Source organism: Kocuria oceani (assembly GCF_029524215.1).
In the GTDB taxonomy this organism is placed as follows: domain Bacteria; phylum Actinomycetota; class Actinomycetes; order Actinomycetales; family Micrococcaceae; genus Kocuria; species Kocuria oceani.
Genome location: NZ_JARAMH010000003.1, coordinates 30,244 through 50,258, shown reverse-complemented (window position 1 = coordinate 50,258; position 20,015 = coordinate 30,244). Strand labels below are relative to the sequence as shown.

Below are 20,015 nucleotides of genomic sequence, written 5' to 3'. Positions count from 1 at the left end.
GGGCCCCGTCCTGCCATCATGGACCCATGACGCATCCCGTCGAGGACCACCGCCCGCCGGCCCCGGCCGCGCCCGCGGCCGCCGAGTCCCCCGCCACGCCCTTCCGCTACCGGGCCGAGGGCCCGGCGGGCGTCCTCGTCCTGCACGGCTTCACCGGCGTCCCGTTCAGCGTCCGCCCGTGGGGCCGCGCCCTGCACGAGGCCGGCGCCGAGGTCGTCGGCCCGGTGCTGCCCGGCCACGGCACCCGCTGGGAGGACCTGGCCGGCGTGCGGTGGGAGCAGTGGCGCGACCACGCGGCCCGGCACGTGCGGGAGCTGCGCGCCCGGCACGACGTCGTGGTGGTCTGCGGGCTGTCCATGGGCGGGGCGCTGGCCCTGCACCTCGCCGCGCTCCTGCCCGTGGACGGGGTGGTGGCCCTCAACCCGGCGCTGTCCCTGGTCAGCCGCACGGCGCGGTTCGCCCCGGCCCTGCACCGGGCGGTGCCCTCCGTGGCGTCCGTGGGGGACGACATCAGCATCCCGGGCGTCACCGAGCACGCCTATCCGCGCACCCCGGTGGCGGGGGTCGCGGAGCTGGGCCGGTTCATGGCCAGGACCCGCAGGCTCCTGCCCGCGGTGACAGCCCCGGTGCTGCTGCTGCGCTCGCAGCACGACCACGTGGTCTCCGACGCCTCCCACGCCCACGTGCTCCGGCGCGCGGGCGGGGACGTGGAGATCGTGCGACTGACCGAGAGCTTCCACGTGGCCACCCTGGACCGGGAGGCGGACGTCCTGCACGCCCGGTCGGTGCGCTTCGTGGGCGACCTCGTGGCCGGGCGCAACCCCGTCACCGGCGTGCCCCGGCGTCCCGCCGCCCCGGGAGCCGGACGATGAGCGCCCGGCCCGGCGGGACCGGGCCCGAGGACGAGTGGACCGAGATCGTCTCGGGGCTGGAGGACGTGCGCCGGGCCGGGGACAGGCACCTCGCCGGCCCCCGGGACTGGTCCCCCGAGGAGGCCGTCTTCGGCGGGCCCCCCGCAGGCGCGGACGACGCCCGGGAGGACGCGCAGGACGACGACGCGCCCTACTCCCCCGATCCCGGCCCGGTCACGCAGGGGCTCAGCCGTGGGGCGCTGCTGTCCTGGACCGTGCTGATCGGCGTGCCGGTGCTCCTGCTGGTGCTGGGCCTGATGCCCGGGTCGCTGCCGTGGTGGGCGGTCGTGGCGGGGCTGGTGGCCGTGGTCGGGGCGATCGTCCACCTGCTGACGTCCCTGCCGGAGGACCGCGACGACCTGGACGACGGCGCCCGCGTCTGAGCCGGTTTGCGTGAGCGAAGTCACTAGACTGGGGAGGAACGCCACAGCCTTCCGAAGCCATCCGAAGCCATCCGATCCGAGGAGAACTCCATGCGCCACGTCGCCACCGACGCCCTCGTGGACCCGCCCGCCCACCGCAGCATCACGGACTTCCTGCTGATGCAGGCCGAACGGGACGGGGACCCGCACCTGTACACGGTCCTGGGCCCGGGCGGAGCCGCCCGCGAGGTCCGGGCCCGGGAGTTCTGCACCGCGGTGCAGGGGGTGGCCAAGGGGCTCGTGGCGGCGGGCATCGAGCCCGGGGACCGCGTGGGCATCCTCAGCCGGACCCGGTACGAGTGGACCCTGGTGGACTTCGCGATCTGGTACGCCGGTGCGGTCCCCGTCCCGGTCTACGACTCCTCCTCGGCCCAGCAGATCCGGTGGATCATGGCCGACTCCGACGCCAAGGCCGTCTTCGTCGAGACGGAGGCCCTGGAGGGGGCCGTCGTCGAGGCCGCCCGGGAGGAGCCGTTCGCGGCCGCGGAGCGGGTCTGGCGCCTGGACGGCACCGGCGCCGACCTCGACGGGCTCATCGCCTCCGGGGCGGGCGTCCCCGACGAGGAGCTCGAGGCGCGGCGCTCGTCCCGGGGGCTCGAGGACGTCGCCACGATCATCTACACCTCCGGCACCACCGGCCCGCCCAAGGGCTGCGAGCTCACCCACGGCAACTTCGTGCGCCTGTGCGAGAACACCACCCTCGTGGTGGCGGACATCATCCACCCCGGCGCCCGCACCCTGCTCTTCCTGCCGCTGGCCCACGTGTTCGCGCGCTTCGTGGAGGTCATCGCCCTCTACTCGGGCACCGTCCTGGCCCACACCCCGGACGTGAAGAACCTCATGGGGGACCTCGAGTCCTTCCGGCCCACGTTCATCCTCGCCGTGCCGCGGGTGTTCGAAAAGATCTACCAGAGCGCCCGGCTGAAGGCCGAGAAGGGCGGGAAGGCGAAGGCCCTGATCTTCGAGCGGGCCGTGCGCACGGCCGTCTCGTACTCCCGGGCCCAGCAGTCCGGGCGGGTGCTGCCGCTGCTGCGCGCCCGGCACGCCCTCTACGACCGGCTCGTCTACGCCAAGCTGCGCGAGGCGATGGGCGGGGAGGTCACGCACGCCGTCTCGGGCGGGGCCGCCCTCGGGACCCGTCTGGGCCACTTCTTCAACGGGATCGGCGTCTACGTGGTCGAGGGCTACGGGCTGACCGAGACCACCGCACCGATCGCCGTGAACACCCCGGAGGTCGGCAAGATCGGCACCGTGGGCCTGCCGCTGCCCGGCAACGAGGTCCGGATCGCCGAGGACGGGGAGGTCCTGGTCCGCGGCACCCACGTGATGCGCGGCTACCACGGGCGTGAGGACCTCACCGCGGCCGCGTTCGAGGACGGGTGGTTCCGCACCGGCGACCTGGGCTCCCTGGACGAGGACGGCGCCCTGACCATCACCGGGCGGAAGAAGGAGATCATCGTCACCGCCGGCGGCAAGAACGTGGTGCCCAACGTGCTGGAGGACCCCATCCGCGCGTCGGCCGTGGTCTCCCAGGTGATGGTCGTCGGCGACGACCGCCCGTTCGTCGCGGCCCTCGTGACCCTGGACCAGGACGTGCTGCCCGCGCGCCTGGAGCTGATGGGCCTGGACCCGGCGATGCCGCTGGCCGAGGCCGCCCGGCACCCGAGGATCGTGGAGCACGTGCAGGAGATCGTCGACCACGCCAACAAGGCGGTCTCCCGGGCGGAGAGCATCCGCTCGTTCGAGATCCTCGACGTCGACTGGACGGAGGCCTCCGGGCACCTGACCCCGTCCATGAAGATCAAGCGGGCGAGGATCGCCCAGGACTTCGCGGACCGGATCGAGGAGATCTACTCGCGGCCGGCCCCGGAGCCGGCCCCCGCCCCGGCCACCCCGGCGGAACGGATCAAGGAGAAGCTCTCCCACGCCCACCTGCCGGGCCGCGGCGAGGGCTGAGCCGTCCGGCGGCCGGTGGGGTCACCGGCCGCCGACCAGCTCCTGCCGGGCCAGCGGCGAGTGCTCCGGGACCTCCAGGCCCAGCAGCGCGTTCTCCACGACCTCGCTCAGGGCCGGGTGGATCCAGTACTGGCCCCGGGCCATCGTGTGGGCGTCCAGTCCGAAGGACATGGCCTGCACCAGCGGCTGGATCAGCAGGGAGGCCTCCTCCCCGACGAGGTGGGCGCCCAGCAGGCGGCCCGTGCCCTTCTCCGCGATGAGCTTGCACAGGCCCGTGTGGTCCTCCATCGCCCAGCCGTAGGCCGTGGCGCCGTAGTCCTGCACCTTCACCGTGATCTCGGTGCCGTGCTCGACCGCCCACTGCTCGGCCTCGTCCTGGGTCATGCCCACGGAGGCGATCTGCGGGCTGGTGAACACCGCCGAGGGGACGAACCGGTGGTCGGTGGCCCGGAGGTCGCCGGGGTTCAGCAGGTTGTGCTGGACCGTGCGCGCCTCGGCGTTGGCCACGTGCTTGAGCTGGTACGGGGAGCTGATGTCGCCCAGCGCCCACACGCCCTCCGCCGGCGCCCCGTCCGAGAGGGCCCGCTGGTACTCGTCGACGGCGAGCAGGCCGTCCTCGCGCACGTCGAGCCCGCCCGCCCGGGCGTCGAGCACGTCGGTGTTCGGCTGCCGACCCGTGGCCACGAGCACGATGTCGGCGGGCAGGCGCAGGGTGAGCTCCGGGTCCTCGGGGTCGTGGAAGGTGACCATCGCGGCGCACTCGTCCCCGGCCCACTCCTCGATCGCCGACAGCGCCCAGCCCGTCTCCAGCTTCCACTGCCGGGAGGCCTCCCGGGCGAACCGCTCGGCGATCTCGGGGTCGTGGTAGCGCAGGAGGCGCTGGGAGCGGTTCACCTGGGTGACCCTCGAGCCCAGGCTGGAGAAGACGTGGGCGAACTCGGCGCCGATGTAGCCGCCGCCGACCACCACCACGCGACGGGGCAACTCGTCGATGCGCATCACGGTGTCCGAGGTGTGCACCTGGGGCAGGTCGATCCCGGGGACGTTGGGGCGGACCGGACGGGACCCGGAGGCCACCACGATCTGCGGGGCGGTGATCTCCTCCCCCGACGCGGTGCGCAGGACCCGCGGCCTGATGAAGCGCACGTGCTCCTGGTAGACGGTCACCTGCGGCAGCGTGCGGCGGTAGTCCAGGCCCCCCTGGGAGATCGCGTCGATCCGCCCGAAGATCCGGTCCCGCATCTCCTGCCAGCGCACGTCCTGCACCGCCGCGCGGACCCCGAGCCGGTCGGCGTCGGCGGTGTGCCGGGCCAGCGTGGCCGGATAGGCGTACATCTTCGTGGGGATGCAGCCCACGTTCAGACAGGTGCCCCCGAAGGTCCCCCCGTCGACGATCGCCACGTCCAGGCCCTCGTAGTCCTCGTTGAGGATCGAGTTGCCGGAGCCGGAGCCGATGATGATGAGGTCGAATGTCCGCATGGCGCCATCCTATGCGGCTCCCGTGCCCTCCCGGCCGCCCGGTCCTACCCTGGGACCACGAGCACGGGCAGGGGCACGGAGGATGCGATGGCGACAGCCGCGGCGGCCGGGGCGGCGTGGGACGCCTGGTGGGCCGAGCACGCCGGGACGGCGGCGGTCGCGCACCGGCAGCAGGTCCGCCTGGCCGCGCTCGTGCGGCACGCCCGCCGGGCGTCGCCCTACTACCGGCGGCTCTACCGCGCGCTGCCGCCGGACGTGACGGACCCGGTGCTGCTGCCGCCGGTGGCGAAGCCGCAGCTCATGGAGCACTTCGACGAGTGGGTGACGGACCCGCGGCTCACCCTCGCGGCGCTGCGCCGTGACGTCCTGGCCGACCCGGCCCGGGTGGGCGTCCCCCACCTCGGCCGGTACCACGTGCTCACCAGCTCCGGGAGCAGCGGGGAGCCCGCGGTGCTGGTGCACGACCACCGGTCGTGGTCGAGCGCCGGTGCGGTGCTGGGGGTCCGGGCGCGGCGCACGCTCCTGCGCCGGGACGTGCTCGCCCCGGTGGCCCGCCACGGCCTGCGCGTGGCCGCGCTACTGGCCACGGGCGGGCACTTCGCGGCCGTCACCGCCGCCGAGGACCTGCGGCGGCGGGGCCCGCGCCCGAGCGAGCGGCTGCGCGTGCTCTCCGTCCTGCGGCCGCTCCCCGAGCTCGCCGCGGAGCTCGACGCCTTCCGCCCCACCGTGCTCGTGGGGTATCCGAGCGTCGTGGGCCTGCTCGCCGCGGAGCAGGCGGGCGGACGGCTGCGGATCGCCCCGGCGCTGGTCGCCGTGGGCGGGGAGACGCTCACCCCGGCCGCCCGGCGCCGGATCCGGGCCGCCTTCGGGTGCCCCGTCCTCGACGAGTACGCGGCCTCCGAGGCGCCGGGCCTGGCGGTGCAGTGCCACCGCGGGACGCTGCACGTGAACGCCGACCGGTACCTGTTCGAGCCCGTCGACGAGGCCGGCCACCCCGTGCCGCCGGGCACCGCCTCGGCCACCGTGCTGGTGACGGACCTCGGCAACCGGGTGCAGCCCCTCATCCGCTACGACCTCGGGGACCGCGTCGAGCTCCGGGCCTGCCCGTGCGGCAGCCCGCTGCCCGCGGTGCGGGTGGAGGGGCGCGCCGGGGACGTCCTGCGCTTCGCGTCGGCCGACGGGCGCACGGTGCCCGTGCTGCCGCTGGCCCTGGGCACGGTCGTCGAGGAGACCCCGGGGGTCCGGCGGTTCCAGGCGGTGCGGACCGCCCCGGACACCCTCGTCCTGCGGCTGGAGCCGGAGCCCGGCGCCGATCCGGCGCGGGTGCGTGCGGCCGTGGAGGCCCGGGTGCGCGCCTTCCTCACGGACCGGGGACTGGGCGCGGTCGGCGTCCGGCACGCTCCCGGGCCGCCCCGCCCGGAGCCCTCCGGGAAGTTCCGCCAGGTGTGGTCGGCCTGAGCCGGGCGCACCGCCCGGCCCAGGCCGGCGCCCCGGCGGGCTGCCCGGACGCGCCGGCCGCCCGCCCGGGCGGGGCGCGTCAGCCCGCCGGCTCGAGGACGAGCAGCAGGTCCCCGCCGGAGACCTGCGCGACCCCCTGGAGCGCGATGCGCTTGACGGTCCCGCCGGTGGGGGCCGTGATGGAGGCCTCCATCTTCATGGCCTCGATGGTGGCCACCTGGGCCCCGGCCTCCACGGTGTCCCCCTCGGCCGCCGTCACGGTCACGGCGCCGGCGAAGGGAGCGGCCACGTGGCCGGGGTCGGCGGGGTCGGCCTTCTCGGTCTCGGGCACGGCCGAGGCGACCGAGGTGTCCCGGACCTCGATCAAGCGCGGCTGGCCGTTGAGCGTGACCATCACCGTGCGCATGCCCTTGTCGTCGGCCTCCGAGATCGCCTGCAGCGTGACGAGCAGCCGCACCCCCTTGCCCAGGGAGATCACGTGCTCGTGGTCCGGGGTCAGACCGTAGAGGAAGTCCCGGGTGTGCAGCAGGGCGAGATTGCCGTACCTCGCCCGGCTGGCCTCGAAGTCGCGGGTGGGGCCGGCGAAGAGCAGCCGGTTCAGCGTCGCCCGCCGGGTCGCGGAGTCCCCGGCCAGGGCCTGCGAGTCCTCCGGGGCCAGCTCGGTGATCCCCACCTTGACGGTGCGCCCCTCCAGCGCCCGGGTGCGGAACGGCTCGGGCCACCCGCCCGGAGGCGTGCCCAGCTCCCCGGCCAGGAAGCTGATGACCGAGTCCGGGATGTCGAACTTCTGCGGCTGGGCCTCGAACTCGGCCGGGTCCACGCCCATGCCCACCAGCTGCAGCGCGAGGTCGCCGACGACCTTGGAGGACGGGGTGACCTTCACCAGCCGCCCGAGCATGGCGTTCGCGGCGGTGTACATGTCCTCGATGGCCTCGAAGCGCTCCCCCAGCCCCAGCGCGATGGCCTGCTGGCGCAGGTTGGACAGCTGCCCGCCCGGGATCTCGTGCCGGTAGACCCGCCCGGTCGGGGCGGTGAGCCCGGACTCGAAGGGGGCGTACATCCGGCGGATGACCTCCCAGTAGGGCTCCATCGCGGTGGCGGCCTCCAGCGGGATGCCGGTGTCGCGGTCGGTGTGGGCCAGCGCGGCGATCAGCGCCGAGGCCGGGACCTGGGACGTGGTTCCGGCCATCGAGGCCTCGGCGACGTCCACGGCGTCCACCCCGGCGTCGATCGCCGCCATCAGCGTGGCGAGCTGGCCGCCGGCGGTGTCGTGGGTGTGCAGGTGCACGGGCAGGTCGAAGCGCTCCCGCAGGGCCGTGACGAGCGCGGCGGCGGCGGCCGGGCGCAGCAGCCCGGCCATGTCCTTGATCGCCAGCACGTGGGCGCCGGCGTCGACGCACTGCTGGGCGAGGTCGAGGTAGTAGTCGAGGGTGTAGAGGTCCTCGGCCGGGTCCAGGAGGTTGCCGGTGTAGCACAGGGCGACCTCGGCCACCGCGGTGCCGGTGGCCCGCACCGCTTCGACGGCCGGGCGCATCTGCTCGACGTCGTTGAGCGCGTCGAAGATGCGGAAGATGTCCACCCCGGTGGCGGCGGCCTCCGCGACGAAGGCGTCGGTGACCTCGGTGGGGTACGGGGTGTAGCCCACGGTGTTGCGCCCGCGTAGCAGCATCTGGATCGGGATGTTGGGCATCGCCTCGCGCAGCAGCCGCAGCCGCTCCCAGGGGTCCTCGCCGAGGAAGCGCAGCGCGACGTCGTAGGTCGCCCCGCCCCAGGCCTCGACCGAGAGCAGCTGCGGGAGGGTGTGGGCGTAGGCCGGGGCCGCGGCGAGCAGGTCGCGGGTGCGCACCCGGGTGGCCAGCAGCGACTGGTGGGCGTCGCGGAAGGTCGTGGACGTCACCGCCACCGCGGACTGCTCCCGCAGGGCCTTCGCGAAGCCCTCGGGGCCCAGCTCCTGCAGCCTCTGCCGCCAGCCCGGCGGCGGGGTGTGCTCGGAGGGCCCGTCGAAGGGCGAGCGGAAGGGCTCCTCGACCTTGTCCCCCGGGTAGCGGGGCAGCTTGTTGCGCGGGTCGATGCCCTCCACCCGCTCCCCGTTGGGCTGGTTCACGGTGACCTCGGCCAGCCACGTCAGGGCCTTGGTGGCCCGGTCTCCCGAGGTCCTGGCCTCGAGCAGCTCGGGGCGCCGTTCGATGAAGTCGGTGGCCACGTCCCCGGCGAGGAACTCGGGGTCGGCCAGCACCGCCTGCAGGAACTGGATGTTGGTGGCCACCCCGCGGATGCGGAACTCGGCCAGGGCGCGCTGGGAGCGGTGCACCGCGGTGGCGTAGTCCCGGCCGCGGCAGGTGAGCTTCACGAGCATGGAGTCGAAGTGCGGGGAGATCTCGGCACCCGCGTAGACGGTGCCCCCGTCCAGGCGCACTCCCGCCCCGCCGGCGGAGCGGTAGGCGGAGATCTTCCCGACGTCGGGGCGGAAGCCGTTGGCCGGGTCCTCGGTGGTGATCCGGCACTGCAGCGCGGCCCCGCGCACCGCCAGCTGCTCCTGGGCGATGCCGAGGTCGGCCAGGGACTCCCCGGCCGCGATCCGCAGCTGGGACTGGACCAGGTCGACGTCGGTGATCTCCTCGGTCACCGTGTGCTCCACCTGGATGCGCGGGTTCATCTCGATGAACACGTGCTGGCCGGCGCGCTCCCCGGCGGTGTCCACCAGGAACTCCACCGTCCCGGCGTTGACGTAGCCCAGCTCCCGGGCGAACTTCACGGCGTCGGCGTGCAGGGCCCGGCGGATGCCCTCGTCGAGGTTCGGGGCCGGGGCGATCTCCACGACCTTCTGGTGCCGGCGCTGCAGGGAGCAGTCGCGCTCGAAGAGGTGGACGATCTCGCCCTCGTTGTCCGCCAGGATCTGCACCTCGATGTGGCGGGGGCGCAGCACCGCCTGCTCCAGGAACACCGTGGGGTCCCCGAAGGCGGTGTCGGCCTCGCGCATGGCCGCCGCCAGCGCCTCCGGCAGCGCCTCGGGGGTCTCCACCCGGCGCATCCCCCGGCCGCCGCCGCCGGCGACCGCCTTGACGAAGATGGGGAAGCCGATGTCCGCTGCCTGAGCGAGCAGCGCCTCGGCGTCCGCCGACGGCTCCGTGGACGCCAGGGTGGGGATCCCGGCGCGCTTGGCGGCCTTGAGCGCCGCGACCTTGTTGCCCGCCAGCTCCAGGATCTCCGCGGCCGGGCCCACGAACGTGATGCCCTCCCGGGCCGCTGCCCGGGCCAGCTCCGGGTTCTCGGAGAGGAAGCCGTAGCCGGGGTAGATGGCGTCCGCCCCGGACTCCTTCGCGACCCGGACGATCTCCTCGACGTCGAGGTAGGCCCGCACGGGGTGGCCCTCCTCCCCGATCCGGTACGCCTCGTCCGCCTTCTGCCGGTGGATCGAGTTGCGGTCCTCGTACGGGAACACCGCCACCGTCTTGGCCCCGAGCTCGTACGCGGCGCGGAAGGCACGGATCGCGATCTCACCGCGGTTGGCCACCAGGATCTTGGAGAACATCTACACCCGTCCCGCGCCCGGGGCCGTCCGGCGGACACCCGGGCACTGTTTCTTCGAAGGTCGTGCCCCTCCGGGCACACGGTCAGCATGGCCACCCGCGGGCGCCCCTGACCAGTGAACCACGCCGCACCGGGACGGACTGTGACCGTCGTCACAGCGCGCGTCCGTGGTCAGGGTACTCCCCCCCGAGGCGCGGGGCGGACCGCCGGATCGCGTATGACTCCGCGCCGCGCCGGGGCCGGGCTCGCGTGCCCGGCTACGATGGGCCCGGACCGTCTCCTCGCCGCGGCCCCCGATCCCGGTCACGAGGAGGCGCTGCCCCTGATTCCCCCGTCCTCCAGCGAACGAAGGGTGCCCCCTCCGTGCAGATCGTCAGCGTCAGCAGCCTCAAGGGCGGTGTCGGCAAGTCCTCGGTGACCCTCGGGATCGCCTCCGCGGCGCTCCGGGCGGGCGTGCCCACCCTCGTGGTGGACCTCGACCCCCACGCGGACGCCACGACCGGGCTTGGCGTGCAGCCGGCGCGCGGCCACGACGTGGGCGGGGCACTGCGCCGGCCCCGCCGGGGAACCCTCGAGCGCGTGGTCGTGGCCTCGGCCTGGGCGGTGCGCGAGGGCCTCGACGCCAAGGCCCTCGACGTGGCCCCGGGCTCCGCGCGCTCGTCCTACCTCGACCGCTCCGAGTACCGGGACAAGGACCTGGGCCGGCTGGAACGGGCTCTGGCGGGGATCTCCGGCTACGACCTGGTGCTGGTCGACTGCCCCCCGACACTCAGCGCCCTGACGCGCACCGCGTGGGCCGCCAGCGACAAGGTCCTCTCCGTCGCGGAGCCGTCCCTGTTCTCGGTCGCGGGGACGAAGCGCACCATGACCGCCATCGCCCAGTTCGAGCAGAGCCGCAGCTGGGCGGTGCCGTCCGCCGGAGTGGTGGTGAACAAGGTCCGGCACGCCTCGGTGGAGCACCGGCACCGGCTGCAGGAGCTCGGGGAGCTGTTCGGGCCGCTGCTGGTCAGCCCCGTGCTCCCGGACCTGCCCGTGTGGCAGCAGGCGCAGGGTGCGGCCTGGCCGATCCACCGCTGGCCCGGCTCCGAGGCCAAGGACCTGGCCGGGCGCTTCACGGCGATCCTCCAGGGCCTGCTCGAGCGGCCGGCCTGAGCCCGGGCCTCAGCCCGCGCTCTGCCGGCGGGCCCGGCGGACCGAGAGCTCGTCGTCGGGCGCGGGACGCTCGGGCGGGGCGGGCGGCTGCCCGGTGTGCTCCCCGGGCATCGCCGCGAGGGTGCCCTCGACCTCGCGCCACACCCGGCCCACGGCGATGCCGAAGACCCCCTGGCCGCCCTGGACCAGGTCGATGACCTCGTGCGGGGAGGTGCAGGCGTAGACGCTGGCGCCGTCGCTCATCATCGTGAGCTGCGCGAGGTCCTCGACGCCCTGTGCCCGCAGCGCGCCGACGGCGGTGCGGATCTGCTGGAGGGAGACCCCGGTGTCCAGCAGCCGTTTGACGATCTTGAGCACCAGGATGTCCCGGAAGCTGTACAGCCGCTGGGTCCCGGAGCCGGAGGCGCCGCGGACGGTGGGCTCCACCAGGCCGGTCCGCGCCCAGTAGTCCAGCTGCCGGTAGGTGATGCCCGCGGCCTTGCACGCCGTGGGCCCGCGGTAGCCCACGGACTCGTCCCGGACCACCGAGTCGTCGAAGAGGACGCCCTGGGTGCCGTGGGCCGGAGGACGGTCGGGACCGGCCGGCCCGCCGGGCTGCTCAGGGTCGCTCACGCCGCCTCCTCGTTCGTGGGTCCGGTCCTCGCGGCACCGGCAGGACATGCTCTGGGCGAGACGTCCGGACCCCCCGGGGGACACCTCGAGTACTGCTTCGACGTTAGACCTCCCCGGTGACGGGGTCAAAGACATCCGCCGCCCCGCCTCCGTGTCGGCGTGCCCCGCGGCTCGGCGCTCAGAAGTCCTCGGGGTCGACGTTGTCCAGGAAGTCGCGGAACTGCTCGACCTGCGTCTCCGGGGGCAGCTGCTGCTCGCCCTCGCCCGAGCGGTGCGACGGCTCCCGCAGCTCGCCGTCCCCGCTCATCACGAGCCCGGCCTCGTCCAGGACGGTCTCGGTGCACAGGATGGGGCAGTCGGTGCGGGCCGCCAGCGCGATCGCGTCCGAGGCGCGGGAGTCCACCACCGTCCCGTCCGAGAACTCCAGGGCCGCGTGGAAGACGCCCTCCTCGACCGTGTGGATCCGCACCCGGGTGAGGGTGCGCCCGAAGGCGGTGGCCACCGACAGCAGCAGGTCGTGCGTCAGCGGCCGGGGCGGTTCGATGCCCTGCACCGCGAAGACGATCGAGGTCGCCTCGTTGGTGCCGATCCAGATCGGCAGGTGCCGCCCGCCCTCCACCTCGCGCAGCACCACGACGGGCTGCGCGGACGGCACGTCCATCCGCACCCCGGCGATCTCCATCAGGACCTGGTGCACGGCCATGTCAGTGCTCCACCGCGGCGCGCTCCTGGAGCGCGGCGATCTCGGACCTCACGAGCGAGGTGTGGATGGTCAGGCACAGTCCGGAGATCTCCTGGGCGCGCTCGACGGCCCGGGCGCGCGAGGCGGCGTCGCGGCGGGAGCTCAGGGGCGCCACGGCCCGTTCCACCAGGCCGAGCTCGCGGTCCGCCGCCGCCTTGAAGGGGCGCAGGTGCCGCGGCTCGAGGCCGTGCGCCGTGAGGGCGAGGGCCGCGCGGGTGATCGCCAGCGCGTGGTCGTCGAAGACGCCGTTCTGCTCCCGGATCAGCCCGTAGCTCACGAGCTCGCGCACGAGGGGGATCCCGGCCCCGGTGCGCCCGGCCAGCTCGCGCAGGCTGTACGCGGGCGGTGCGGGGACGATCGGGATGGGGGCGGTCACGGGGTCCGCGGCCTCCGGGACCCGCCGATCACCGTCGTCCTGCGAGGTCGCGTCGGCGTCGAGCCGCTCCCGGATGACCTTCAGCGGGAGGTAGCGGTCGCGCTGGAGCTCCAGGATGCGGCGCAGCCGCTCGATGTCGGCCCGGGAGAACTTCCGGTAGCCCGAGGCGGTGCGGGCCGGGTGCACCAGACCCTTGTCCTCGAGGAAGCGCAGCTTCGAGGCGGTGATGCCCGGGTGGTCAGCGCCGAGCTCCTTGAGCACGGCGCTGATGCCCACCCGGGGCTCGTGCTGGACGTCGTCCCGGTGCAGGTCGGTCTCGGCGGGGTCGGCCATGGCTCCCTTCTACTGGTCCGACTGCGTGCGCAGCGAACGGTAGAACGTGAACCGGAACTTCCCGATCTGGACCTCGTCGCCGTTGTCGAGCGTCGCGCTGTCCACCCGGTCCCCGTTGACGTAGGTCCCGTTGAGGGACCCGGAGTCGATGATCTCGAAGGTGTCGCCGCGGCGGACGAACCGCGCGTGCCGGCGGGAGACGGTGACGTCGTCCAGGAAGATCTCCGAGGACGGGTGGCGTCCGGCGGGGACCTCGTCCCGGTCCAGGAGGAAGCGTGAACCGGTGCCTCCGCTGTCGTGGGCGACGAGCAGGGCGCTGCGCGGGGGCAGGGCCGAGACCGCGGCGTTCTCCTCCGGCGAGAGCTTGTGGGAAGCGGCGAGGGAGAGGACCTCGGCCACGATCTGGATCGACGTGGTCTCCGGCTCCCCCTGGGGTGCGTTCGAGCCGTTCTGGGTTCTGGACATCTCTTCCCTCGACTGGTGACGTGATGGTTGGCGGATCCCGTGGGATCCCGACCCCGCGACCGCCTGTCCCGGGGGTTTCCCGGGAGCGGCCGGAGCCACCCGGTTGCAGTTCTCAGTGTACTGGGTGGGGGCGACGGGACACGGCGGCCGGGACGCGTCCCGGTCGCCGTGTCCACCGGGCTCGGCCCGGGGCGGTTCAGCCCAGCTGTGCGGCGTAGCCCTCCGCGTCCAGGAGCCCGGACCGGTAGTCCTCGTCCGCGGGACGGACCTCGAACAGCCAGCCCTCGCCGTAGGGGGCGGTGTTCACGGCCGCGGGCTCGTCCTCGAGCCGGTCGTTGACCGCGGTGACCTCGCCGGAGACCGGGGCGAAGATGTCGCTGACGGACTTGGTGGACTCGATCTCGCCCACGGCGGCGCCGGCCTCGACGGCCTCGCCCACCTCGGGCAGCTGGACGAAGACGACGTCGCCCAGCTCGCTCTGCGCGTGGTCGGTGATGCCGATGCGCACCACGCCGTCGGCTCCGGGGTCCGCGACCCACTCGTGCTCGGCCGTGTAGGACAGGTCGGCGGGGATCTCGCTCATGGGTCGCTCCTGGTCGGACGTGCGCGGTCGGCTCGATTATGGCACAGAGCGCCCGGTGGGCCGGGCACGGCGGCGCGGCGGCTCAGCCGCGCTCCCACGCGCGGATCTCCTCGTGCATCTCCCGCTTGCGCGGGGCCCCGGCGAAGGAGGCGTCCACCGCGTTGCGGGCCAGTGCGGCGGCCTGCTCGTCGGTGAGCCCGAGGGCCTCGCGCAGGCCCTGGAAGGCGTCGCCCACGTAGCCGCCGAAGTAGGCGGGGTCGTCCGAGTTGACGGTCACCACGAGCCCGCGCTCGAGCATCTCCAGCACCGGGTGCTCCGCGAGCGTGCGCACCACCCGCAGGCGCACGTTGGACTGCGGGCACACGGTCAGCGGCACCCGCTCGGCGACGAGGCGCTCCACGAGCCGGGGGTCCTGCAGGCACTGGATGCCGTGGTCCACCCGCTCGACACGCAGCACGTCCAGCGCCTCCCGGACGTACTCGGGACCGGCCTCCTCCCCCGCGTGGGCGACCACGTGCAGCCCGGCGTCCCGGGCCCGGGCGTAGACCTCCTCGAACAGTGCCGGCGGGTGGCCCACCTCGGCCGAGTCGAGGCCGATCCCGTCGATCCGGGCGAGCTGGTCCCCCAGGCCGTCGAACATCGCCAGGGCCTCGGCGGCGGGCCGGTCGCGCAGGAAGCACAGCAGCAGCGTGCTGGTGATGCCGTGCTGCGCGCGGGCGGCGTCCAGGCCGGCGCGGATGCCGTCGACCACCGCCTCCAGGGGCACCCCGCGGGCCGTGTGCGCCTGCGGGTCGAAGAAGACGTCGACGTGGCGCAGCCCCTGGCCGGCCGCCCGGTTGAGGTAGGCCCGGGTGAGGGCCTCGAAGTCCGAGGCCTCGTGCAGCACGGCCATCGTGGCGTAGTAGAGCTCCAGGAAGGAGGACAGGTCCTCGAAGTCGTACTGCCGCCGCAGCTCCTCCACCGAGGCGTACGGCAGCTCCACGCCGTTCCGGGCGGCGAGCTCGAACGCGAGCTCGGGCTCCAGGGTGCCCTCGATGTGCAGGTGCAGCTCCGCCTTCGGCAGGGTGTACAGGTCCTTCACCGGCAGTGCTCCTTCGTCTCCCGTCCCACGGCGTCCCGCCACCGGCGGGGGGGACCCGTGCAGTGTACCGGCCGCCCGGGGACGGTCCCGCCGGGCCGCTCCGCCCTGGCCGCCCGGCACGCCGCCCGGGCGCGTGGACCACCGTGCGCCGGCGACGCCCCCGCAGCGGCCGGCCCGGTGCCCTAGGCTGGCCGGCAGGACCGGTCCGCCGTCGGAAGGAGGACTCCGTGCCCGGTGTCGTCGTGGTGGGGCAGGTCGCCCGCGACCTCGTGCTGGTCGTCGACCGGGTTCCCGAGGAGGGCGGCTCGACGGACGTCCGCGAGCGCCAGGAGCTGCTCGGCGGCAAGGGCGCGAACCAGGCCGTGGCGTGCCGCCGGCTGGGCGCCGAGGTGGAGCTGCTGGGGGTCGTCGGCGCCGACCGGGCCGGCGAGGACGTGCTCGCCCAGGCCGCCGCGGACGGGATCGGCGTGGGCGGCGTGCTGCGCCGCGAGGGGGTGCCGACGGCGCTGCTCGTCGACGTCGTCGGCCCGCCCGGTGTGCGCCGCCTGCTCGAGGACGTGGCACCGGCAGCGCTGCTCACGGCCGAGGACGTGCGGTCCCGGGCGGGACTGCTGCAGGACGCGGGCGCCGTGCTGGTCCAGCTCCAGCAGCCGGGCCCGGCGGTGGTGGAGGCGCTCGCGGCCGCCCGCGGTGCGCTGGTCGTGGCCGACGGGGCCCCCGCGGACGCACGGACACGACGGCGGGTCCTGGACGCGGCGGACGTGGTGCGCGCCGACGGCTCGGAGGCCGAGGCGCTGGTGGGGTGGGCCCCGCGCGGGGTGCCGGAGACGGTGCGGGCGGCGCGGGAGCTGCTGGAGCAGGGCCCGCGCGTCGTGGCCCTCGCCGCCGGGGACGCGGACGTGGTCGCCTGGGCCGACGGGCACGTGGTGCTCCCGCACCTCGGCGAGGACCCGGTGGACCCGACCGGCGCGGGGGACGCGTTCGTGGGCGCGCTCGCCGTCGCGCTGCTGCGCGGCGAGGACCCGCGGACCGCGGCGTGGTGGGCCGCGGCGGTCGCCGCGCAGGTGGTCGGCACGGCCGGCGGGCGGCCGCACCTGGACCCGGACCGGCTGCGGGAGACGGTGCGCCGCCACCGGGGCGCCTGAGCCGGCCGCCGGTCCGAGGATCCCGGGCACGACGAAGGCCGGTGGTCCGCGTCTCCGCGGTCCACCGGCCTCCGGTTCGTCGGGCTGACAGGATTTGAACCTGCGACCCCTTGACCCCCAGTCAAGTGCGCTACCAAGCTGCGCCACAGCCCGAAGCGCTCAGTACGTCGCCGCCCTGAGCACTCGCATCACATTACAGCAACGCGGGGCGGAATTCATCTCGGCCGCCGCCGCCGCTCAGCGCTTCCGGGCGCGCTTCTCGCGCACCCGCATGCTGACCTCGATCGGGGTGCCCTCGAAGCCGAAGGTCTCCCGCAGCCGGCGGGTGATGAAGCGGCGGTAGCCCGGGTCGAGGAAGCCGGTGGTGAACAGCACGAAGCGCGGCGGGCGGGAGGAGGCCTGCGTGCCGAACAGGATGCGGGGCTGCTTGCCGCCGCGCACGGGGTGCGGGTGGGCGGCCACGATCTCGCCGAGGAACGCGTTGAGCCTGCCGGTGGGGACGCGGGTGTCCCAGGACTCGAGGGCCTTCTCCAGCGCGGGCACCAGCCTGTCCTTGTGCCAGCCCGTCTTGGCGGAGACGTTCACCCGCGGCGCCCAGGCCACGTGCGCGAGGTCGCGGTCGATCTCGCGCTCCAGGTAGTAGCGGCGGTCCTCGTCCATCAGGTCCCACTTGTTGAAGGCCAGCACGAGGGCGCGCCCGGAGTCCACGGCCAGCTGCAGGATGCGCACGTCCTGCTCCGAGAGCACCTCGTCGGCGGCCAGCAGCACCACGGCCACCTCGGCGCGCTCCAGGGCGGCCTGGGTGCGCAGGGACGCGTAGAAGTCGGCGCCCTGGGCCATGTGCACGCGGCGGCGGATGCCGGCGGTGTCGATGAAGCGCCACGGCCTGCCGCCCAGCTCGATGAGCTCGTCGACCGGGTCACGGGTGGTGCCGGCCAGCGGGTCGACCACGACGCGTTCGGAGCCGGCGAGCTTGTTGAGCAGCGAGGACTTCCCGACGTTGGGGCGCCCGATCAGCGCCACCCGGCGGGGCCCTCCGGTGAGCTCGGTCTCGGCCACGGCGGAGAACTCCGGCAGCACCTCCATGACGGCGTCCAGGACGTCGGCAGCACCGCGCCCGTGCAGCGCGGAGACCGGGTGCGGCTCCCCCATGCCCAGGGACCACAGGTAGGTGGCCTCGACCTCCAGCTGCGGGGAGTCCACCTTGTTGGCGACCAGGATCACCGGCTTCCGCACCTTGCGCAGCATCTTCACGATGGCCTCGTCGGCGGCGGTCACCCCCACGGTGGCGTCCAGCACGAGCAGCACGGCGTCGGCGAACTCCACCGCCAGCTCGGCCTGCTCGGCGACCCGGGCGTTGATGCCCTTGGCGTCGTACTCCCAGCCGCCCGTGTCCACGAGCGTGAAGTTGCGCCCGGCCCAGGTGGCCCGGTAGGAGACCCGGTCCCGGGTGACGCCCGGGGTGTCCTCCACCACGGCCTCGCGCCGGCCGAGGATCCGGTTGACCAGGGTGGACTTGCCCACGTTGGGCCGGCCCACGATGGCGAGCACGGGGGCGGGGCGGCGCACCGGGGCCTGGTCCTCGCCCTCGGCCCATCCGGCGAGCAGCGCGGCGTCGTCCTCGTCGAGCTCGTAGTCCTCGAGCCCGGCCCGCAGGGCCTGCGCGCGCTGCTCGGCCTCGTCGTCGTCGATGGCCGCGAGCCGCTCGGCGACGTCGTCCGTGCTGCCGCCGAGGATCTCGGCCTCGTAGGGGTCGTGGGCGGTGTCGTGCGCGGAGTTCTCGGGGTTGCCGGTCATGGCTGTCCTTCGCTGGGCCGGGGGCGGCCGGTCGGGTGCGGGAAAATGTCGGGGGTGGCCGGGCGGGCCCGGCTCAGGCCGTGCGGCCGGCCGCTCGGACGACGGCGTCGAGCACGGCCTGGACGGTCTGCTCGACCGTGAGGTCGGAGGAGTCGATGGTCACGACGCCGTCGGCGGCCTCGGTGAAGTTGACCACCGTGGAGTCCTTCGCGTCCCGGCCCACGACCTCGGCCCGCAGCTGCGCGGCGTCCTCGACCCCGCCGTTCTGCAGGCCGCGGCGGGCCATCCGGGCCCGCTCGTCCGCGGTGAGCAGGATCCGCGCCTCGGCGTCCGGGGCCACCACGGTGGTGATGTCCCGGCCCTCGGCCACGATCCGGCGGCCGCTGTCGGCGATGAGCTCCTGCTGCCGGGCCACCAGGACGGCGCGTGCCGCCGGGTTGGTCGCCACGGCGCTGACCGCCCCGGTCACCCGGGCGCCCCGGATCTCGACGGCCACGTCGGTGCCGCCCACCAGGACCAGCTCCCGGTCCGGGTCGGTGCCCTGGGCGAGGGGGAAGGTGCGGGCGGCCTCCACCACGGCGTCGGCGTCGGCGAGGTCCACCCCGCGGTCGAGGCACCACCAGGTGAGGGCCCGGTACATCGCCCCGGTGTCCAGGTAGGCGAGGCCGAAGCGGCGGGCCACCTCCTTGGACACGCTGGACTTGCCCGAGCCGGAGGGCCCGTCGATCGCGACGACCAGCTCCCGCCCGGCGCCGGGGAACGGCGCCCCGGCCTGCGGGGCGCCCGCGGCGGAGCTCGTCCCGGCGTTCGGTCCGGTGTTCGTTCCGGTGTTCGTTCCGGTGTTCACTGCACGACCTTCCATCCGCGCTCCTGGAGCGCCTCGACGAGTTCCTTGCGGCGGTTGGGGAGCACGGAGACCTCGGCGAGGCCCACCGGCTGGCCCGGGGAGTGCTCGAGGCGCAGGTCCTCGAGGTTGACGCCGATCTCCCCGATCTCGGTGAGCAGGCGGGCCAGCTGCCCGGGCACGTCGCCGACGAGCACGGTCAGGCTGGCGAAGGCCCGCGGCGCCCCGCCGTGCTTGCCGGGGATGCGGGCCTGGCCCGCGTTGCCCTCGGCGATGAGCTGGGCGATGTCCAGGCGCGCGCCCGGGGCCTCGGGCCCCTCGAGGGTGGCGATGAGGCGGTCGAGGTCCTGGCGCACCCCGTGCAGGGACGCCACCACGGGTTCGGCGTTGGCGGAGAGGATCTGCACCCACAGGTGCGGGTCCGAGGCGGCGATGCGGGTGGTGTCCCGCAGTCCCTGGCCCGCCAGGGACAGGTGGTGCAGCGGGGTGTCCTGCAGCCGGGAGGCCAGCAGCGAGGACATCACCTGCGGCAGGTGGGAGATCAGCGCCACCGTGGCGTCGTGCTCACGGGCGTCCATGAAGGTCACGGTCGCCCCGAGGTCCACCGCGAGGTTCTTCGCGGCGGCCAGGGCCGCGGGCGAGGAGAACCCCGAGTCGCACACGACCCAGGGCATGGAGGTGAACAGCTCCCCGCGGGCCGCCACGGGACCGGAGCGCTCGCGCCCGGCCATCGGGTGGGTGCCCACGTACCGGGCGAGGTCGCCGCCCAGCTCGCGCACGCCCTCCAGCGCCGCCTCCTTGACGGAGGCGATGTCGAGGACGACGGCGCCGGGGTGGCGCTCCAGCGCCTCGGCCACGGTGCGGGCCGTGACGTCGGGCGGGGTGGCGACGACGACGAGGGCCGGCTCCGGGGCCGGCCCGGCGGCCCGGCAGGAGCGGCCGGCGCCGATGTCCTGGGCCACGGCCTCGGCGGTGGGCGAGGCGTCCTGCAGCCACACGTCCACGCCCAGGTGGCGCAGGCCCAGCCCGATGCTGGCGCCGAGCAGTCCGGCGCCGACCACGAGCACGGGGCCGGTGGTCGCCGCGGGGGCCGATCGGGCGGAGGGGGTCTGCGTCACCGGGGGCTCC

Annotated in this window: 17 protein-coding genes and 1 tRNA gene; 6 read left to right on the top strand and 12 right to left on the bottom strand. The window is 74.6% G+C overall.

What is annotated here, in order from left to right:
* Positions 1–26 precede the first annotated feature (26 nt).
* The 3 genes from PU704_RS03945 to PU704_RS03935 all read left to right on the top strand — a co-directional run bounded on the left by PU704_RS03945 (position 27) and on the right by PU704_RS03935 (position 3,289).
* Entirely contained in the window at positions 27–872 is an 846-nt protein-coding gene (locus tag PU704_RS03945; RefSeq protein WP_047804390.1) for an alpha/beta hydrolase, read from the top strand.
* Positions 869–1,294, top strand: coding sequence for a hypothetical protein (locus PU704_RS03940; RefSeq protein ID WP_277550257.1), 426 nt, complete (start codon positions 869–871; stop codon positions 1,292–1,294). The genes PU704_RS03945 and PU704_RS03940 overlap by 4 nt, the downstream gene beginning before the upstream one ends.
* A 90-nt stretch (positions 1,295–1,384) precedes the next feature.
* Positions 1,385–3,289: an AMP-dependent synthetase/ligase gene (locus PU704_RS03935; RefSeq protein WP_277550256.1), complete on the top strand. Its 1,905-nt coding sequence runs from the start codon at positions 1,385–1,387 to the stop codon at positions 3,287–3,289.
* A 21-nt stretch (positions 3,290–3,310) separates the two neighbouring features.
* Here the strand turns inward: PU704_RS03935 and PU704_RS03930 are convergent, their stop codons facing one another.
* Positions 3,311–4,768 (bottom strand): mycothione reductase, encoded by a 1,458-nt coding sequence (locus PU704_RS03930; RefSeq protein ID WP_277550255.1) that lies wholly within the window; start codon positions 4,766–4,768, stop codon positions 3,311–3,313.
* Positions 4,769–4,855: 87 nt separating this feature from the next.
* Here PU704_RS03930 and PU704_RS03925 point away from each other — a divergent pair, with 87 nt between their 5' ends.
* Complete coding sequence (locus tag PU704_RS03925) at positions 4,856–6,226, top strand: phenylacetate--CoA ligase family protein (RefSeq protein WP_277550254.1); 1,371 nt, start codon at positions 4,856–4,858, stop codon at positions 6,224–6,226.
* A 79-nt stretch (positions 6,227–6,305) separates the two neighbouring features.
* Here the strand turns inward: PU704_RS03925 and PU704_RS03920 are convergent, their stop codons facing one another.
* The gene (locus tag PU704_RS03920) at positions 6,306–9,758 is read right to left on the bottom strand and encodes a pyruvate carboxylase (RefSeq protein WP_277550253.1); all 3,453 of its coding nucleotides are present in this window, start codon (positions 9,756–9,758) and stop codon (positions 6,306–6,308) included.
* Positions 9,759–10,120: 362 nt separating this feature from the next.
* Here PU704_RS03920 and PU704_RS03915 point away from each other — a divergent pair, with 362 nt between their 5' ends.
* A complete protein-coding gene (locus PU704_RS03915; RefSeq protein WP_277550252.1) occupies positions 10,121–10,909 on the top strand; it encodes a ParA family protein in 789 nt (262 codons plus the stop codon).
* A 9-nt stretch (positions 10,910–10,918) separates the two neighbouring features.
* Here PU704_RS03915 and PU704_RS03910 read toward each other — a convergent pair whose 3' ends face one another.
* The 6 genes from PU704_RS03910 to PU704_RS03885 form a co-directional block, all read right to left on the bottom strand.
* Positions 10,919–11,521 (bottom strand): MerR family transcriptional regulator, encoded by a 603-nt coding sequence (locus tag PU704_RS03910; RefSeq protein ID WP_277550251.1) that lies wholly within the window; start codon positions 11,519–11,521, stop codon positions 10,919–10,921.
* A gap of 178 nt (positions 11,522–11,699) precedes the next feature.
* Complete coding sequence (locus PU704_RS03905; RefSeq protein ID WP_047804397.1) at positions 11,700–12,224, bottom strand: bifunctional nuclease family protein; 525 nt, start codon at positions 12,222–12,224, stop codon at positions 11,700–11,702.
* A 1-nt stretch (position 12,225) separates the two neighbouring features.
* Complete coding sequence (gene ftsR / locus PU704_RS03900; protein ID WP_047804398.1) at positions 12,226–12,972, bottom strand: transcriptional regulator FtsR; 747 nt, start codon at positions 12,970–12,972, stop codon at positions 12,226–12,228.
* Between the two features lie 9 nt (positions 12,973–12,981).
* Positions 12,982–13,437, bottom strand: a complete 456-nt coding sequence (locus PU704_RS03895; RefSeq protein WP_047804399.1) for an FHA domain-containing protein — start codon at positions 13,435–13,437, stop codon at positions 12,982–12,984.
* A 196-nt stretch (positions 13,438–13,633) separates the two neighbouring features.
* A complete protein-coding gene (gene gcvH, locus PU704_RS03890; RefSeq protein WP_047804400.1) occupies positions 13,634–14,020 on the bottom strand; it encodes a glycine cleavage system protein GcvH in 387 nt (128 codons plus the stop codon).
* An 82-nt stretch (positions 14,021–14,102) separates the two neighbouring features.
* Entirely contained in the window at positions 14,103–15,101 is a 999-nt protein-coding gene (locus tag PU704_RS03885) for an adenosine deaminase (RefSeq protein ID WP_277550250.1), read from the bottom strand.
* A 227-nt stretch (positions 15,102–15,328) separates the two neighbouring features.
* Here PU704_RS03885 and PU704_RS03880 point away from each other — a divergent pair, with 227 nt between their 5' ends.
* A complete protein-coding gene (locus PU704_RS03880) occupies positions 15,329–16,246 on the top strand; it encodes a PfkB family carbohydrate kinase (protein WP_277550249.1) in 918 nt (305 codons plus the stop codon).
* A gap of 79 nt (positions 16,247–16,325) precedes the next feature.
* Here PU704_RS03880 and PU704_RS03875 read toward each other — a convergent pair.
* The 4 genes from PU704_RS03875 to PU704_RS03860 all read right to left on the bottom strand — a co-directional run bounded on the left by PU704_RS03875 (position 16,326) and on the right by PU704_RS03860 (position 20,005).
* Positions 16,326–16,399 (bottom strand) — tRNA-Pro (locus tag PU704_RS03875).
* 84 nt (positions 16,400–16,483) lie between these two features.
* Positions 16,484–18,043, bottom strand: coding sequence for a ribosome biogenesis GTPase Der (der, locus tag PU704_RS03870; RefSeq protein WP_277550248.1), 1,560 nt, complete (start codon positions 18,041–18,043; stop codon positions 16,484–16,486).
* Between the two features lie 73 nt (positions 18,044–18,116).
* The gene (gene cmk, locus PU704_RS03865; protein ID WP_277550246.1) at positions 18,117–18,905 is read right to left on the bottom strand and encodes a (d)CMP kinase; all 789 of its coding nucleotides are present in this window, start codon (positions 18,903–18,905) and stop codon (positions 18,117–18,119) included.
* On the bottom strand, positions 18,887–20,005 hold the full coding sequence (locus PU704_RS03860; RefSeq protein ID WP_277550245.1) for a prephenate dehydrogenase: 1,119 nt from the start codon (positions 20,003–20,005) through the stop codon (positions 18,887–18,889). Before PU704_RS03860 ends, cmk begins: the two co-directional genes overlap by 19 nt.
* Positions 20,006–20,015 lie beyond the last annotated feature (10 nt).